The 16559-nt window shown below is 60.8% G+C and carries 16 protein-coding genes and 1 pseudogene; 8 read left to right on the forward strand and 9 right to left on the reverse strand.

The window, feature by feature from the left end; genetic code table 11:
* Positions 1 to 141: 141 nt before the first annotated feature.
* Complete coding sequence (locus VY732_RS03320; protein WP_007914672.1) at positions 142 to 1038, forward strand: PA4780 family RIO1-like protein kinase; 897 nt, start codon at positions 142 to 144, stop codon at positions 1036 to 1038.
* Between the two features lie 661 nt (positions 1039 to 1699).
* A complete protein-coding gene (locus VY732_RS03325; protein WP_331694242.1) occupies positions 1700 to 2908 on the forward strand; it encodes an MFS transporter in 1209 nt (402 codons plus the stop codon).
* On the opposite strand, the gene cueR is transcribed toward VY732_RS03325, so the two are convergent.
* Complete coding sequence (gene cueR / locus VY732_RS03330) at positions 2862 to 3275, reverse strand: Cu(I)-responsive transcriptional regulator (protein WP_095122009.1); 414 nt, start codon at positions 3273 to 3275, stop codon at positions 2862 to 2864. The genes VY732_RS03325 and cueR overlap by 47 nt on opposite strands.
* Positions 3272 to 5665 carry a heavy metal translocating P-type ATPase gene (locus tag VY732_RS03335; RefSeq protein ID WP_331694245.1) on the reverse strand — a complete coding sequence of 798 codons (2394 nt, stop codon included), beginning with the start codon at positions 5663 to 5665 and terminating at the stop codon, positions 3272 to 3274. The genes cueR and VY732_RS03335 overlap by 4 nt, the downstream gene beginning before the upstream one ends.
* Before the next feature lie 93 nt (positions 5666 to 5758).
* On the opposite strand from VY732_RS03335, the pseudogene VY732_RS03340 reads away from it, so the two are divergent.
* Positions 5759 to 5851 (forward strand): annotated as a pseudogene (locus VY732_RS03340) (metal ABC transporter ATP-binding protein); the annotation flags it as partial.
* A gap of 9 nt (positions 5852 to 5860) precedes the next feature.
* Here VY732_RS03340 and VY732_RS03345 read toward each other — a convergent pair.
* Entirely contained in the window at positions 5861 to 6244 is a 384-nt protein-coding gene (locus VY732_RS03345) for a hypothetical protein (RefSeq protein WP_077570848.1), read from the reverse strand.
* Positions 6245 to 6391: 147 nt separating this feature from the next.
* Between VY732_RS03345 and VY732_RS03350 the strand changes: the two genes are divergently transcribed.
* A complete protein-coding gene (locus VY732_RS03350) occupies positions 6392 to 6589 on the forward strand; it encodes a cation transporter (protein ID WP_331694247.1) in 198 nt (65 codons plus the stop codon).
* Positions 6590 to 6686: 97 nt separating this feature from the next.
* The gene (locus tag VY732_RS03355; RefSeq protein ID WP_331694249.1) at positions 6687 to 7889 is read left to right on the forward strand and encodes a multidrug effflux MFS transporter; all 1203 of its coding nucleotides are present in this window, start codon (positions 6687 to 6689) and stop codon (positions 7887 to 7889) included.
* A 6-nt stretch (positions 7890 to 7895) separates the two neighbouring features.
* On the opposite strand, the gene VY732_RS03360 is transcribed toward VY732_RS03355, so the two are convergent.
* The 3 genes from VY732_RS03360 to VY732_RS03370 all read right to left on the reverse strand — a co-directional run bounded on the left by VY732_RS03360 (position 7896) and on the right by VY732_RS03370 (position 9567).
* On the reverse strand, positions 7896 to 8069 hold the full coding sequence (locus VY732_RS03360; RefSeq protein WP_007914687.1) for a hypothetical protein: 174 nt from the start codon (positions 8067 to 8069) through the stop codon (positions 7896 to 7898).
* Between the two features lie 160 nt (positions 8070 to 8229).
* Positions 8230 to 9243 (reverse strand): zinc-binding alcohol dehydrogenase family protein, encoded by a 1014-nt coding sequence (locus VY732_RS03365; RefSeq protein ID WP_137217616.1) that lies wholly within the window; start codon positions 9241 to 9243, stop codon positions 8230 to 8232.
* Positions 9244 to 9273: 30 nt separating this feature from the next.
* The gene (locus tag VY732_RS03370) at positions 9274 to 9567 is read right to left on the reverse strand and encodes a putative quinol monooxygenase (RefSeq protein ID WP_077570857.1); all 294 of its coding nucleotides are present in this window, start codon (positions 9565 to 9567) and stop codon (positions 9274 to 9276) included.
* A 119-nt stretch (positions 9568 to 9686) separates the two neighbouring features.
* On the opposite strand from VY732_RS03370, the gene VY732_RS03375 reads away from it, so the two are divergent.
* The 3 genes from VY732_RS03375 to VY732_RS03385 all read left to right on the forward strand — a co-directional run bounded on the left by VY732_RS03375 (position 9687) and on the right by VY732_RS03385 (position 13176).
* Positions 9687 to 10616, forward strand: a complete 930-nt coding sequence (locus VY732_RS03375) for a LysR family transcriptional regulator (protein WP_077570859.1) — start codon at positions 9687 to 9689, stop codon at positions 10614 to 10616.
* Between the two features lie 317 nt (positions 10617 to 10933).
* Positions 10934 to 11668, forward strand: coding sequence for an ArsR/SmtB family transcription factor (locus VY732_RS03380; protein ID WP_077570861.1), 735 nt, complete (start codon positions 10934 to 10936; stop codon positions 11666 to 11668).
* 125 nt (positions 11669 to 11793) lie between these two features.
* On the forward strand, positions 11794 to 13176 hold the full coding sequence (locus VY732_RS03385) for an MFS transporter (protein WP_331694251.1): 1383 nt from the start codon (positions 11794 to 11796) through the stop codon (positions 13174 to 13176).
* 118 nt (positions 13177 to 13294) lie between these two features.
* On the opposite strand, the gene VY732_RS03390 is transcribed toward VY732_RS03385, so the two are convergent.
* The 3 genes from VY732_RS03390 to VY732_RS03400 all read right to left on the reverse strand — a co-directional run bounded on the left by VY732_RS03390 (position 13295) and on the right by VY732_RS03400 (position 16510).
* Positions 13295 to 14248: an adenosine deaminase gene (locus VY732_RS03390; RefSeq protein WP_331694253.1), complete on the reverse strand. Its 954-nt coding sequence runs from the start codon at positions 14246 to 14248 to the stop codon at positions 13295 to 13297.
* A gap of 80 nt (positions 14249 to 14328) precedes the next feature.
* Positions 14329 to 15294, reverse strand: a complete 966-nt coding sequence (locus tag VY732_RS03395; protein WP_331694254.1) for a 2-oxoglutarate and iron-dependent oxygenase domain-containing protein — start codon at positions 15292 to 15294, stop codon at positions 14329 to 14331.
* 142 nt (positions 15295 to 15436) lie between these two features.
* Positions 15437 to 16510 (reverse strand): BMP family ABC transporter substrate-binding protein, encoded by a 1074-nt coding sequence (locus VY732_RS03400; protein WP_331694255.1) that lies wholly within the window; start codon positions 16508 to 16510, stop codon positions 15437 to 15439.
* Positions 16511 to 16559: the final 49 nt, after the last annotated feature.

Here is a 16559-nt window from a genome sequence, read left to right on the forward strand (position 1 = left end):
TGATTCGCAGCGGTCGATTTTTCGGCACAGTGTGTGCATTCACAGGTTCACAGGTCGGCAACCCCTCCCCGTAATGCGAGGATTGCCGTATAACGAGTGACATTCGCGTGTTTGGTAATAAAGGACCCACAATAAAAGCTGATGAAGACTCCAAAACGCATTGAACCCCTGATCGAGGACGGTCTGGTCGACGAAGTGCTGCGCCCACTGATGAGTGGTAAAGAAGCAGCTGTTTATGTGGTGCGCTGCGGCAATCAGTTACGTTGCGCAAAGGTCTACAAGGAGGCGAACAAACGCAGTTTCCGCCAGGCGGCCGAGTATCAGGAAGGCCGCAAGGTCCGCAACAGCCGACAGGCTCGCGCAATGGCGAAAGGCTCCAAGTTCGGTCGCAAAGAGACCGAAGATGCCTGGCAGAACGCCGAAGTGGCGGCACTGTTCCGTCTGGCCGGCGCCGGTGTGCGGGTACCAAAACCGTATGACTTCCTCGACGGCGTGCTGTTGATGGAGCTGGTGGCCGACGAATTCGGCGATGCCGCGCCGCGTCTGAACGACGTGGTGCTGGAGCCGGATCAGGCGCGCGAGTATCACGCGTTCCTGATCTCGCAGATCGTGCTGATGTTGTGTACTGGTCTGGTGCACGGTGACCTCTCGGAGTTCAACGTGCTGCTGACGCCGACCGGCCCGGTCATCATCGACCTGCCGCAGGCCGTCGATGCTGCCGGTAACAACCACGCGTTCAGCATGCTGGAGCGGGATGTCGGCAACATGGCTTCGTACTTCGGGCGCTTTGCGCCGGAATTGAAGCTGACCAAGTACGCCAAGGAAATGTGGGCGTTGTACGAAGCCGGCACCTTGCACCCGAACAGTGTGCTGACCGGCGAGTTCGATGACCCGGAAGACCTGGCCGATGTTGGCGGAGTGTTGCGCGAGATCGAAGCGGCGCGCCTCGACGAGGAACGCAAGCAGGCCATCCGTGCTGCGGACGACGAGCCGAAAGGCAAATCCGACGAACCACCGCCGCCGCCGTGGATGCAGTGATCGCTTGACGAGAAACCCGGCTTCGGCCGGGTTTTTTTGTTTGAACCGGAAGCCCCAAAACCCCTCACCCCAGCCCTCTCCCGGAGGGAGAGGGAGCTGACCGAGATGTCTGGCGTCATACATCGACCTGAAACACCGGGTCGATTATGGATTGGACGAGGTCAGCATTTGGACTTGTCTGGATTCGGTAAAGAAATTTCAGGTCGGCGCATCTCCACAGCATCCCCCAATCAGCCCCCTCTCCCGGAGGGAGAGGGGGCCGACCGAGGTGTCTTGCGTCATACATCGACCTGAAACACCGGGTCGATTATGGATTGGATGGGGTCAGCATTTGGACCTGTTTGGATTCGGTAAAGAAAATTCAGGTCGGCGCATCTCCACAGCATCCCACAATCAGCCCCCTCTCCCGGAGGGAGAGGGGGCCGACCGAGATGTCTTGCGTCATACATCGACCTGAAACACCGGGTCGATTATGGATTGGATGAGGTCAGCATTTGGACCTGTTTGGATTCGGTAAAGAAAATTCAGGTCGGCGTATCTCCACAGCATCCCCCAATCAGTCCCCTCTCCCCCTGGGAGAGGGCTAGGGTGAGGGCCACTTTCGGATCAACGCAATTTCGCGTCTACTGTCCACCGCTCCAACCACACTCAAGGACTGAATGTGACTACCCCGCGCAACACCCACCTGATCGTCACTGCACGCCTGATCTCCGACTTCGGCGCCTTCCTCAACATGGTTGCGCTGGCCACCTACGTCTATCTGCTGAGCAACAGCGCCATGAGCGTCGGGATCTTTCTCGCCAGCCGCGTGGGCGGAGGAATTTTTGCCAGTCTGATCGGCACCGCGTTTTACCGCCGTTGCAGTGGTCGCGCGCCGCTGATCGCCTTCGATCTGCTGCGCGCCAGTGTGCTGGGTCTGTTATTGGTTGTGCCCGTCAGCCAGCAGGCCCTGCTGTTGCCGGTGATTGCGTTCGGCCTGGGCCTGGGCAATTCGATGTTCGCCATCGGCCTCAACAGTCAATTACCGCGTCTGATCCCCGCCGAGCAATTGCTCAAGGCCAACGCCTGGGTCACCTCAGCCTCATCCGGCGCGATGGTCGCTGGCAGTCTGGTTTCAGGTTTGCTGGTCGCGGGTTTTGGTTTTGAAACGGTATTCGCCCTGAATGCGCTGACCTATTTGCTGGCAGCGTTATTGATCGTGCCGCTGCGGTTCGCGCCAGTCACAGTCAACGAAGCACCGGAACGCAGCGAATGGATCGCACTCAAGCAAGGCCTGCGCGCGGCACCAGTGATTGCCGCGATGCTTGCGGTGACGATGGCCGACACCCTGGGCAGCGCCGCACACAACGTCGGCTTTCCGATTATTTCCAAACTGCTCACACCGGATTCTGCGAGCACCACGCTGGGCCTGATGCTCGCGGTGTGGGCCAGCGGCAAATTGCTGGGTGCGCGAATCGCCAGCCGTCTCAAAGGCTCGGACAACATCCACCTTGAGCGGCGGTTCTTCTTCGGCGTGGCGCTGATGTCCTGCGGCTTTATCCTGATGTTCCAGCAACACAGCCTCTACGGTCTGCTGCTGTTTTCCTTGCCGGCGGGGTTGGGAGACGGTTTTTCCGAAGTCGGACTGATGTCGCGTCTACAACGCGAACCCGAGCGCTTGCGCCTGCCGATTTTCAGCGTGCTGACCTTGCTGCAGATGACCGGGTTCGGCATCGGCATGCTCATCGCCGCGCCGTTCTACGGGTGGTGGACGCCGGGTGCCGTGGTCATGCTGTTCCATGGCATTCCCCTCGGCACCTTGCTCACGGTGAAAGTGCTCGCCCTCAAGCGCGGGCGGGTTGCGCGCAGCAGCCCGACGCCAGTTCCTTGAGGATCGGGCAATCGGGGCGGTGGTCGCCGTTGCAGTGCTCGACGAGGTCTTGCAGGGTGTCGCGCAATTCGCCGAGTTCGCGGATCTTCTGATTCAACTCGTCGATGTGCTGGCGGGCCAACGCTTTCACATCGGCGCTGGCCCGTTGGCGATCCTGCCAGAGGGTCAGCAGTTTACCGACCTCTTCCAGCGAAAAGCCCAGGTCCCGCGAGCGCTTGATGAATGCCAGCGTGTGCAGGTCATCGTCGCCATAGACCCGATAACCGCTGTCGGTGCGATGCGCTGCTTTGAGCAGGCCGATCGACTCGTAATAGCGGATCATTTTTGCGCTCAGGCCACTGTGTTTGGCTGCTTGACCGATGTTCATCGGTGCTCCTCCAGGTCCTTGGGTTTCCAGGTTTTCAACAGTAGCGCATTGCTCACCACGCTGACGCTCGACAGCGCCATGGCTGCACCGGCCAGTACCGGGTTGAGAAAACCGAACGCCGCCAGCGGAATGCCGATCAGGTTATAGACGAAGGCCCAGAACAGGTTCTGACGGATCTTCGCATAAGTCTTGCGGCTGATCTCCAGCGCCGCCGGCACCAGCCGTGGATCACCACGCATCAGGGTGATGCCCGCCGCGTGCATGGCCACATCGGTGCCGCCGCCCATGGCGATGCCGATGTCGGCTGCGGCGAGGGCCGGGGCGTCGTTGATGCCGTCGCCGACCATGGCAACCACGCCGGTTTTTTTCAGCTCGGTGATGGTGGCGGCTTTGTCTGCCGGCAGCACTTCGGCGTGAACATTGCTGATGCCCAAGGCTTCGGCGACGACTTTGGCACTGCCGCGATTGTCGCCGGTCAGCAGATGGCTTTGGATATGGCGGGCGGCGAGTTGTTGCACGGCTTCTAGTGCGCCGGGTTTCAGGGTGTCACCGAAGGCGAACAAGCCGAGCACTTGCGGTTCAGGACTTTGCTCGATCAACCATGACAGGGTGCGGCCTTCGGCTTCCCAGGCTTGGGCAGATTCGCTCAGGTTGCCGGCGCTCAAACCACTTTCCTCAAGCAACCGCCGATTGCCCAGCGCCAGACGTCGTCCATCGAGATTGCCGGCAATGCCGCGACCGGTCAGCGACTGACTGTCGCTGACATCCGGCACGTTCAGGCCTCGTTCGGCGGCTGCATCCAGCACCGCTTTGGCCAACGGATGTTCACTGCCGCGTTGCAGCGCGCCGGCCAGTTTCAGCAGCGCGTCTTCATTGCCATCCACTGCACTGAAATGGGCGATGCGCGGCGTGCCAGAGGTCAGTGTGCCGGTCTTGTCGAACACCACGCTGCTGACTTCATGGGCGCGTTCCAGTGCTTCGGCGTCCTTGATCAGAATGCCGTGGCGCGCCGCTACGCCGGTGCCGGCCATGATCGCCGTCGGCGTCGCAAGACCCAGTGCACACGGGCAAGCGATGACCAGAACAGCGACCGCATTGATCAGCGCAGTTTCGATTGGCGCGCCGTAGAGCCACCAGCCGATCAGAGTGGCCAACGCTAAAACCAGCACGGTGGGCACGAACACCTGACTGACTTTATCCACGAGTTTCTGGATCGGCGCTTTGGCGGCCTGAGCGTCTTCGACCAGTCGAATAATCCGTGCCAGAACGGTTTCCGCACCGAGCGCCTGAGTGCGCACCAGCAAGCGACCCTCGCCATTGATCGCGCCGCCGGTGACCCTGTCCCCGGGTTGTTTCGGCACCGGCAGACTCTCGCCGCTGATCAGTGCTTCGTCGGCGTGGCTCTGGCCTTCGATGACTTCGCCATCGACCGGGAAACGTTCGCCGGGTTTGACCAACACCAGATCGTTGAGGCGCAGGGCGCTGATGGCGACATCCTGCTCGCGGCCATCGATCACTTGAATCGCCCGCTCCGGACGCAACGCTTCCAGCGCGCGGATGGCGCTGGCGGTCTGGCGTTTGGCGCGGCTCTCCAGGTATTTGCCGAGCAGCACCAAGGCAATGACCACCGCCGACGCTTCGAAATACAGATGCGGCATGCGCCCGGCAGCGGTGGCCCATTCGTAAAGGCTCAGGCCGTAACCGGCGCTGGTGCCGAGGGCGACCAGCAAGTCCATATTGCCGGCGCCAGCACGAACGGCTTTCCACGCCGCTACATAAAAGCGTGCACCGAATATGAACTGCACCGGCGTGGCGAGGGCGAATTGCGCCCAGGCCGGGAGCATCCAGTGGATGCCGAACGGTTGCAGCAACATCGGCGCCACCAGCGGCAGGGCGAGGGCGATCGCGCAGATCAGTGCCCAGCGTTCATGTTTCAGACGTTGCTGTTGGTTATCGTTTTGTGGGTGTTCGGCTTGCCAGACGCTGGCCGAGTAACCGGCCTTGTTCACGGCGTCGAGCAAGGTTTGTGAGTCGACCTGACCGAGCAATTCGAGGTGCGCACGTTCGTTGGCCAGGTTGACGCTGACGCTTTTCACTCCGGGGACTTTGTTCAGCGCACGCTCGACGCGACCGACGCACGACGCGCAGGTCATGCCTTCGATAGTCAATTCGATGGTTTGCTGCGGGACGCTGTACCCGGCACGTTCGACCGCGTCCATCAACGCCGGCAAGCTGTCGCCCGGCGCCTGCACACGGGCCTGCTCGGTGGCGAGGTTGACGCTGACGGCACTGGCGCCGCTGACTTTGCTCAAGGCCCGCTCGACACGCCCGGCGCAACTGGCGCAGGTCATGCCGGCAATCGGCAGGTCGAAAGTGATGGAATCGGACATCGGTCGTACTCCCTGTAGTAGATACCTACAAGGATCAACCTTGCCATGCGGGCAAGGTCAAGCGCCATTCTTTGACGCGCCGCAAAACCAACTGTGGGAGCGAGCCTGCTCGCGAAAGCGGCGGGTCAGTCAACATCATCGCTGAATGACACACCGTATTCGCGAGCAGGCTCGCTCCCACAGGTTTGTATTTGCTTAATAGCCGAGATCGGCGCGCTTCAGGTACATGCCTTCCTGCGTCATCGCGATCCGGTACTTCTGCACATCGCCCGCCTGCAGTTTTATTTCCTGCGAACCCGGTGCGAGCAAGCCCGGATTGCAACCGGGTACTTGCCCCGGCAGTAGTTTCAGACGTAGCGAAACAGTGCCAGGTGGCAAGTTGAACGATGTGCTCTGTTCCTGAAACAGGCGTGCCGACAGCTGATCCTGGATATACACACCGATCTCGCAGGAGGTTGCCACTTCCAGACGCTCACGGGAGATGATCAGAACGCCGTAATCCTCACCAGCGGCTTGCACTGTAGGAATTGCGGCAAAGAGGCTGAGAAAGCCAAACAGGCTGAAAGCTGACCAGCGCATGGCTGAATCTCCTGAATCGAGTCATTGATGTGCGCAGCTTGGCCGAGCGCGGCGCCGATTGCCAGCCCGGCAGTTTATTGAAGAACTTGACCTTGCCATCGTGGCAAGCTCGAAACTGCCGGCAACCTCACTCAAAGGAGTCATTTCATGCAAGTGTTCAATGTTCAAGGCATGTCCTGCGGTCACTGCGTCAAAGCCATCACCAACGCGGTGCAGGCCAAAGATCCGGCGGCCAGTGTGCGGGTTGATCTGGCCGCGAAAGAAGTCGGCGTCGAGAGTGCACTGAGTGCCGAACAAGTGATGGAAGTCATCAGTGAAGAAGGCTACGCAGTGAAACTCGTCTGAAGTTTTATAGTTAGCGAGCTATCGGAATGTTCAAGGCGTCCGGGCGCGGCTAGACTGTCGGGCTGCCGACTTGCCGACTTGCCAACCTGGATGCCTGATGAACTTCCGTACCATTCTGATTCTCGGTGCCTTGACCGCCTTCGGGCCCTTGGCGATCGACTTCTATTTACCTGCATTTCCCTCGATGGCGCTGGCGTTCGGCACCGACGAGAAACACGTGCAGATGACGCTGGCGGCATATTTCGCCGGGTTGTCGATTGGCCAACTGGCTTACGGCCCGGTGGCGGATCGCTTCGGCCGACGCATTCCATTGCTGGTCGGCCTCACGCTGTTCACGTTGGCATCACTGGCCTGCGCTTATGCGCCAAACCTGGAATGGCTGATCGGCGCACGTTTCGTCCAGGCACTGGGCGGTTGTGCGGGGATGGTGATTTCCCGGGCGGTGGTCAGCGACAAATGCGACGCGGTGGGTTCGGCGAAGGTCTTTTCGCAATTGATGCTGGTGATGGGCCTGGCGCCGATTCTGGCGCCGATGCTCGGCGGTCTGCTGGTCAACACCACAGGCTGGCAGTCGATCTTCCTGGTGCTCACCGGGTTCAGTGCACTGGCCGGATTGGCGGTGGCGCTGGGGCTGCCGGAAAGTATGCCGGCGCACATGCCGCGCCAGCCGTTGTCCGGCGCACTGCGTCAGTACGGGCGCTTGCTCAAGGATCGGGTTTACCTCGGCCATGCCCTGACCGGCGGCATCGCCATCGCCGGGATGTTTGCTTATATCGCCGGCTCACCGTTCATCTTCATCAAACTGTATGGCGTGCCGGCCGAGCATTTCGGCTGGTTGTTCGGCACCAACGCGGCGGGGTTCATTCTGGTGGCGCAGGTCAACGCGCGGATGTTGGCCAAGCGCGGCCCGGCCTTCCTGCTGTCGCGGGCGGTGTGGGTGTATTTCGCCGCCGGGCTGGCGTTGCTCGCGGTCAGCGCGATGCATACCGAATCCTTGTGGCCGCTGCTGATTCCACTGTTCATCTGCGTGTCGAGCCTAGGCTGCATCAGCCCGAACGCCGCCGCTTGCGCGATGAACGGGCAGGGCGCACGCGCCGGCAGTGCTTCGGCGCTGCTCGGCTGCATGCAATTCAGCGTCGCCGCCGGGGCTTCGGCGTTGGTCGGGGTGTTGCACGACGGCAGCGCCGTGCCGATGGCAATCGTCATCAGCCTGTGCGGTTTGCTGGTGGTGTGCGTGGCGCTACTCACCCGCCGTCTGCAGAATGCCCGGGCACTGGCGCAAGCTCAGGCCGAGGCATAAATAACCTCAGCCGGCGGCGCGCTGCTGGCTGCGGTCGGGAATCTGATGGGGCGCGCAAAGTCGCGCTTCAAGGGTGCGGGTGAAGGCCAATGCTTCGGCTTCACTGCGGAATGTCACGGCGTGTTGGTCCAGACGAACCTGCCATTGAGACTTTGCCACTTCTTTTATCAGGATCTTCATTGCTGACCTCCCTTGCGTAAAAGATATATCGCAGAGGCTTCGATTGTAGACCTGAATACGATCGCAATTGTGACAACGGTCAAGCATCGGACTGACGGCAAAAAACAGCGCAGCCCCGCCGACCGCTCTAGGTTCGGCGAAGGCTGCGCTGTGCGGTTTTTTAGAAACCTTCTAAAACAATTTTCCCCTTGGCTTTGCCACTTTCCAGCAGCTCATGGGCGCGACGCAGGTTCGCGGCATTGATCGTGCCGAAGTGCTCGCCCACCGTGGTCTTCAACGTCCCGGCATCAATCAGCTCAGCCACGCGATTGAGCAGTTTGTGCTGCTCGATCATATCCGGCGTTTCGAACAGCGAGCGGGTGTACATGAACTCCCAGTGCAGCGACAGGCTCTTGCGCTTGAGTTTGCTGATGTCCAGCGACTTCGGATCGTCGATCAGTGCCAGTTTGCCTTGCGGCGCCAGCGCCTCGACCAGTTGATCGAGGTGCTGATCGGTCTGGGTCAGACTGGCGACGTGAGTCACGCTGTCGATCCCGGCGCGCTTGAGTTCTTCGCTCAGCGGCTGGCTGTGATCGATGACCAGGTCGGCGCCCAGTTCTTTGACCCAATCGCGGGTCTGCTCGCGGGATGCGGTGCCGATCACCTTCAGCCCGGTCAGTTGCCTTGCCAATTGCGTGAGGATCGAGCCAACCCCGCCGGCGGCACCGACGATCAGCAGGCTCTGGCCTTCATCGGTTTTGCCTTCGCGGATTTGCAGGCGCTCGAACAGCAATTCCCACGCGGTGATCGCGGTCAGCGGCAGTGCGGCGGCTTCGGCAAAACCGAGGGATTTCGGCATATGGCCGACGATGCGCTCATCCACCACGTGCAGTTCGCTGTTACCGCCGGCACGGGCGATGGAGCCGGCGTAGAAGACTTTGTCGCCAGCCTTGAACAACGTCACGTCGCTGCCAACAGCCTTGACCACACCGGCAACGTCCCAGCCCAGCACTTTCGCCGCGCCGTTTTCCGGCGCCACGTTCTGGCGCACTTTGGTGTCGACCGGGTTGACCGAGATGGCTTTGACTTCCACCAGCAGGTCGCGCGGGCCGGCGACCGGTTCTGGCAGTTCGATGTCTTGCAGGGATTTGGCGTCGCTGATCGGCAGGGAAGCGTAATAGGCGATGGCTTTCATGAATGGCTCCGTACAGTTAATAGTAGAAGATCAGGCAATCGCGCCGAGGCGCTTGAGCTGAAAGTGTTCGATGGCGTGACCGGCGCTGGCCTGGAAATGCTGGAAGTGTGCGCTGGCGTTGTGCGCCTCGAGAATCGCTTCGCTGGCCCAGTGCTCGATCACATAAAACACCTGCGGGTCGGCGAGATCGCGGTGCAAGTCGTACTGGCTGCAACCGTCTTCGGCGCGACTCGGTTCAACCAAGGCGCGCAGGCCCTGTTCAAGAAGATCCTGCTGGCCGGGTTTGGCAATCAGGGTGGCGATAGCGGTGAACGGCTGGGACATGCTCGGCTCCAGAGAAGCGGGATGAATGCGATGGAGAGATGATTGGCTATTTCTCTGCGAGATAAAACCGGCTAAAAGAGCAGTCTCTTTCAATATTTTTTTGATAATCGAGGCTGAGCATGCTGCGTTTTGACGACTTGCAGTTGTTTGTCCGGGCGGCGGATCTGGGCAGTCTGTCGGCGGCCGCGCGGGTGATGGACATGTCTGCGGCAGTGGCCAGCGCGGCGTTGAAAAGGATCGAACAGCAACTCGGCGCGCGGTTGCTCGCGCGTTCGACCCGCAGTTTGCGTCTGACGGCCGAGGGTGAGGGCTTTCTCGAATACGCCCGCGCGGCGTTGAGCAACCTCGATGAAGGCCGGCGTCTGCTGGCCAGCGGCCAGGATCAGGTCAGCGGGGTGTTGCAGTTGTCGGCGCCTTCGGACTTCGGCCGCAACCTGTTGCTGCCGTGGCTCGATGAGTTCCAGCGCGAACACCCCAAGCTGACCGTGCGTTTGCTGCTTGGCGACCGCATCGCCGATCTGTTTCGGCAACCGGTGGACATCGCCTTGCGCTATGGCGAGCCGGAAGATTCAAGTCTGGTCGCCTTACCCATCGCCCCGCAAAACCGCCGCGTGCTGTGCGCCTCGCCGGCGTATCTGGCCCGGCACGGCGAGCCGCGTCAGCTTGAGCAACTGGCTCAGCACAACTGCCTGCTGTACATGCTCGGCAGCCGGGTTCATGACCACTGGAGTTTTCACGACGGTAAACGTGAAGTCGGGCTGACTGTCAGTGGCGACCGCTTCAGCGATGACGCTGACGTCGTGCGCCTGTGGGCGGTGGCCGGCGCCGGAATTGCCTACAAGTCGTGGCTGGACGTGGGCGCCGATGTGCTCGCCGGGCGCCTCAAAGTGCTGCTGCCAGAGCTGCTTTGTGAGCGCGCACCGCTGAATTTGCTGTGCGCCCATCGCGCACAATTGAGTAAGCCGGTGAACCTTCTGAGGGAAATGCTCGCCAGCCGATGCGCTGATTTGAGTAGTCAATTTCCCGTTTTTCCGAAAGTTGATCATTAGTCGCAGGTAAATAGAGAAATTTCTGTCAGGAACAATCACCACCTGCGCAGGCCCCAGTGCGGGACGCGGGGGCTAACCCGCTTATACTAGCGCCCGCCTCATGCCAGCACCGACCCCCCGGCCCGGAGACCCTCGCAGCGCGTCGCCAGTCTTCGAGTGACGGTCGCGCATCTGCTGCGGGTTCTGTGCCGGAGCAGGCTGCGTCAGCGGCTTGCCTCGCCCCGGTTCATGGCGATTTTCGCGTCTTGGCCGATGACTCATTACCGGCCAAGATGTCTCCGAGCAGTAGACGATACGATTCAACAGGGAGTGAACACATGGAACATGCACCTTGCATCAGCCAGATTGCCACGCTGCTGGCCGACCCCAAGCGCAGCGCGATGATGTGGGCGTTGATGGATGGCTCGGCCCGGCAAACCGAGGAGCTTGCGCTACTGGCAGGGCTGTCGCCGTCGTCGGCCAGCGCACATCTGGCGCGGCTTTCCACGGGTGGGCTGTTGAAGGTCGAAGTCCGTGGTCGCAAACGCTTTTTCCGTCTCTCGGCACCGGAGGTCGGGGCCGCGATAGAAGCATTGGCCAGCGCCACCATCGCCAGTGCTCCAAGGGAAATTCCCGAAGTATTCAAACGCACCACCCCCATGGCCAAACCGCAGACCGCACCGTCCTCGTTGTTGCGCGCGCGTTTTTGCGATGACCACCTCGGCGGCACGCTGGCGGCGGATCTGTATCAGCGGCTGCTTGATGCCGGCTGGATCGAGCAGCTTGAACAACGTGTCGTGGTGACCCACAAAGGGGCGAAATTGCTGGCCGGGCGCGGCGTGTTCATTCAGGCGCTGGCTCATCGCAACGTACAAGTGGCGTGCGCTTGCCCGGACTGGAGCGAGCGCCGTCCGCACATGGGTGGCTCACTCGGCGCGGCGTTGCTGCAGCTATTCATGCAGTCCGGTTGGCTGACGCTGCCCAACGACTCAAGAGCCCTGCAATTGACGGCCACCGGCCAGCGGGAACTGCACCGGTTCGCCAAGGAAACCGAGCTGGAAATGGCGTTGTAGAGCACTGGCTTTCGACGTCAGCACTTCTGGCGTCGTCCACGGTTGCGAACAGGTCGCATCCAGCACGAACGCGGTGTCGCTATCGCGCACACTCGATCCCGGGACATTTCGGATAGGGGGGCGGCATGGACACTCACGGCTACAGCGCGGCAGAACGCTTGGAACGACTGCCCATCAGCGGTTATCACCGGATCATTTTCATCATCATCGCCCTAGCGTTTTTCTTCGACTCCATGGACCTGGCGATGATGACGTTCCTGCTGGGCTCGATCAAAGCCGAGTTCGGTCTGAGCAGTGCGCAAGCGGGGTTGCTCGCCAGTTCGAGCTTTTTCGGCATGGTGCTGGGGGCGTCGCTGTCCGGCATGCTCGCCGATCGCTTCGGGCGCAAACCGGTGTTTCAGTGGAGCATCGTGTTGTGGGGCGTGGCCAGTTATCTGTGCTCGACGGCGCAAACGGTCGAGACGCTGACGCTGTTCCGCATCCTGTTGGGGATTGGCATGGGAATGGAGTTTCCGATCGCCCAGTCGATGTTGTCCGAGCTGATTCCGGCGCAACGACGCGGACGTTACATCGCGTTGATGGATGGCTTCTGGCCGCTGGGTTTCGTGGCGGCCGGCGTGCTGTCTTATTTTCTGCTGCCGTTGATCGGTTGGCGCGACATCTTTCTGGTGTTGGCAGTGCCAGCAGTGTTTGTGCTGGCGATCCGTTTTTTCATTCCCGAGTCACCGCGCTGGCTGGAGCAGGCCGGCAGGCATGACGCGGCAGACAAGGTGTTGAACGGCATCGAGGCGCGGGTGCGCAAATCGCTGGGCGGTGCGGCACTGCCGGAACCGATTCGTTTGCCGCGCACGGTGACGCCGCCGGGCAACTTCTTTGCGGCGCTCAAACAGATCTGGTCGCCACAGTATCGCCAGCGCACGACGATGATCTGGAGTCTGTGGTTCTTTGCGCTACTCGGGTTTTACGGACTGACCTCGTGGCTGAGTGCCTTGCTGCAACAATCGGGTTTTGCCGTGACGCAGTCGGTGTATTACACGGTGCTGATATCTCTGGGCGGGATTCCCGGCTTTCTCATGGCCGCGTGGCTGGTCGAGCGCTGGGGGCGCAAACCGGTGTGCATCGTCACTTTGCTGGGTGGCGGGGTGATGGCGTTTCTGTATGGGCAGAGTGCGGTGTTTGGCGGCAACGTGGCGCTGCTGATCGGCACCGGGCTGTTGATGCAGTTTTTCCTGTTCGGTATGTGGGCGGTGCTCTACACCTATACGCCGGAGTTGTATCCGACGTCGGCGCGGGCAACCGGTTCGGGTTTTGCCTCGGCAATTGGCCGCGTGGGTTCGTTGCTCGGGCCGTTGGTGACCGGGCTGGTGTTCCCGATTACCGGGCAGGGCGGGGTGTTTGCGCTGGGGGCGGCGTGTTTTGCGATCGCGGCGGGGGTGGTGTGGCTGTTCGGGATGGAGACGCGGGGTAAAACTCTGGAGGAGCTGACTGAAACCCAATCCATCGGCTAACACCTATCCAATGTAGGAGTGAGCCTGCTCGCGATTGCGTTCTGTCAGCTAACACATCTGTGGCTGACACTCCGCTATCGCGAGCAGGCTCACTCCTACAAGGGTTTTGCGGTGTTGCTTATGGTTTTACCAGTCGCGCATCCAGGCTGTTCTGCGCCAGGCGCTTGGCCTGATCCTGGGTCATGCCCAAATGCTCATGCAGCGCGTAGAAGTTCTCGGTCACATAACCACCAAAGTACGCCGGGTCATCGGAGTTCACCGTGACCTTCACGCCACGCTCGAGCATGTCGAGAATGTTGTGCTGCGACATGTGATCGAACACGCAAAGCTTGGTGTTCGACAACGGGCACACGGTCAGCGGGATCTGCTCGTCGATGATCCGCTGCATCAGGCGCTCGTCTCCGATGGCGCGTACGCCATGGTCGATACGCTGGATTTTCAGCAGGTCGATGGCTTCCCAGATGTACTCCGGCGGGCCTTCTTCGCCAGCGTGGGCGACGGTCAGGAAGCCTTCGTGACGGGCACGATCAAACACACGCTGGAACTTGCTCGGCGGGTGGCCCATCTCGGAACTGTCGAGGCCGACCGCGACAAACGCGTCACGGAACGGCAGCGCCTGATCGAGGGTTTTCTCGGCTTCTTCTTCGCTGAGGTGGCGCAGGAAGCTGAGGATCAAACCGCTGGTAATACCCAGTTGCTGCTCGCCATCCTTCAATGCCGCGGCGATGCCATTGAGCACCACTTCAAACGGGATGCCCCGGTCGGTGTGGGTCTGCGGGTCGAAGAACGGTTCGGTGTGAATCACGTTCTGCGCTTTGCAGCGCAGCAGGTACGCCCAAGTCAGGTCGTAGAAGTCCTGCGAGGTGCGCAACACGTCCGCGCCCTGGTAATACAGGTCGAGGAATTCCTGCAGGTTGTTGAACGCGTAAGCCTTGCGCAGGGTTTCCACGTCGTTCCACGGCAGGGCGATCTTGTTGCGTTCGGCCAGGGCGAACAGCAGCTCGGGCTCCAGCGAGCCTTCCAGATGCAGGTGCAGTTCAGCCTTGGGCAAGGCGTTGAGCCAGTCGTACATATTCTTTTCTCATCAGGTGCAATGGCGGCATTCTACAGATGCTCGCCGAAACAATTGGCAAAACCTGACCAAGCGATCCATCACACGGCTTCCTGCTCACGGCGATAAGCGTAGGTATCGGCGAAGCGCGACAGCAGGAATTCGGCGCAGGTGGTGGTCGGATATTTCGCTGGATGCTGTGCGTCCTGACATCCGGGCAGGCATTCGATGCGCGTGTCCGGGTGTGGCTCGGCAAAGAACGGCATCGAGTAGCGATCCACGCCGAGCGGGCTGATCACCCGGTGCGGGGTCGAGCGATAACGGTCGTTGCTCCAGCGCGCCATCATGTCGCCGAGGTTGACCACGAAGGTACCGTCGATCGGTGGCGCATCAATCCATTCGCCTTTGACGTTTTTCACTTGCAGGCCGCCGGCGCTGTCCTGATAGAGCAGGGTGATGCAGCCGTAATCGGTATGCGCGCCGGCGCCTTGCTGCTCGGCGGAGCTGGCGGTGTGGCGCGGTGGGTAATGGATCATGCGCAGCACGCTGACGGGGTCGTTGAAACGGCTGTCGAAGAAGTCGCGTTCGATGTTCAGGGCGAGGGTCATCGCCCGCAACAGGGTTTGCGCGAGTGCCTGCATGTCGAGGTAGTGCTGCTCCATCAACTCAGCCCATCCGGTTTGCGCTGGATGCCGGTTCGGCCCGCGCAACGGTTTTTCGGCGAGCACGTCGGGATGGTTGGCCGGCAGGTGCAGGCCCATGTCGAAGGTTTCTTTGAGGTCGCTGGGCTTGCTCGGGTCGAGTTGCTCGGTGGCGATGGCGCCGTAGCCGCGATGGTGTCGCGTCTGGGTGATGTCGATCTTGAGTTTTTCCGCTGCGGGCAGGGCAAAAAAACGCTGAGTCTGATTGAGCACGGCGTCGATGCGCTGCGCCGAAATCGGGTGACCCTTGATGTAGAAGAAACCCCACTCGCGGCAGGCTAGGTCGATTTGTTTTGCCACGGCAGGCCAGGCGTTTTCGTCGTCGCTATAGAGCGGGGTGATGTCGATGATCGGAAGCTGATCCATACACAATCCTTGAGAGCGCTGAAGATCAAATGTAGGAGTGAGCCTGCTCGCGATAGCGGTGTATCAGGCGACACTTTTGCTGAATGACCCACCGCTATCGCGAGCAGGCTCACTCCTACAAGGGACGGTGGTATGACTGGGATTACTTCGGCATCTCAGCCTTCATGCCTTCAACGTAATAGTTCATCGACGCCAGTTCCGCATTCGTCGCGCTCACGCCCGCCGGGATTTTCTCGACCCCGGCCTGATCCTTGATCGGCCCGGTAAACGGCTGCAACGCGCCGCTCTTGATGTCGGCAATGATCTGCTCGGCCTCGGCTTTCACCGGCGCCGGCACCAGGTCGCTGATCGGCAGTTCAACCGTGCCTTCCTTCAACCCGCCCCAATAATCCTGGGATTTCCAGGTGTGGTCGATCACGCTCTGCGTTGCCTGAATATAGTGCGGCGCCCAGTCGTTGACGATCGAGGTCAGCACCGCTTTCGGGCCGAAGTGCGCCATGTCCGAGGCGTAACCCACCGCGTACACGCCACGACGTTCGGCGGCCTGAATCGGCGCCGGGCTGTCGGTGTGCTGGAACACCACGTCGACGCCCTGATCGATCAGCGCGTTGGCCGCATCGGCTTCCTTGCCCGGGTCGAACCACGAGTTGACCCACACCACTTTGATCTCGGTGCCTGGGTTGTACTTGTTCAAGGCCAGTTGAATCGAGTTGATATCGCGGATCACCTCGGGGATCGGGAACGAAGCGACGTAACCGATCTTCTTGGTCTTGGTCATCTTCGCCGCGAGGAAACCGCCGACGTAGCGCCCCTCGTAGGTGCGCGCCAGGTAGGTGCCGAGGTTCTTGTCTTGCTTGTAGCCGGTGGCGTGTTCGAAGGTCACCTTGGGAAATTGCTTGGCGACCTTCAATGTCGGGTTCATGTAGCCGAAGGAGGTGGTGAAAATCAGGTCGTAGTTGTCCTTGGCCATGTTGCGGATGACCCGCTCGGCGTCGGCGCCTTCAGCAACGTTCTCGACGTAGTTGGTGGTGATCTGCGTACCTAGTTTTTCTGCGAGTGCCTTGCGCCCCTGTTCATGCTGATACGTCCAGCCGTGGTCACCGATCGGGCCGATGTAGACGAAACCGACCTTCAGCGGATCGGCAGCGCTGGCGCTCAGACTGATCCCCAGACCGAGGGCGGCGCACAGCAGTTTGTGCAGCGGACGTATTTGCATGAATTGGAGCTCCATTTTGTTGTGTGTGGTCAGGGCCAATGCAAATTGC

This window comes from Pseudomonas sp. ZY71, assembly GCF_036542145.1.
In the GTDB taxonomy this organism is placed as follows: Bacteria; Pseudomonadota; Gammaproteobacteria; order Pseudomonadales; family Pseudomonadaceae; genus Aquipseudomonas; species Aquipseudomonas koreensis_A.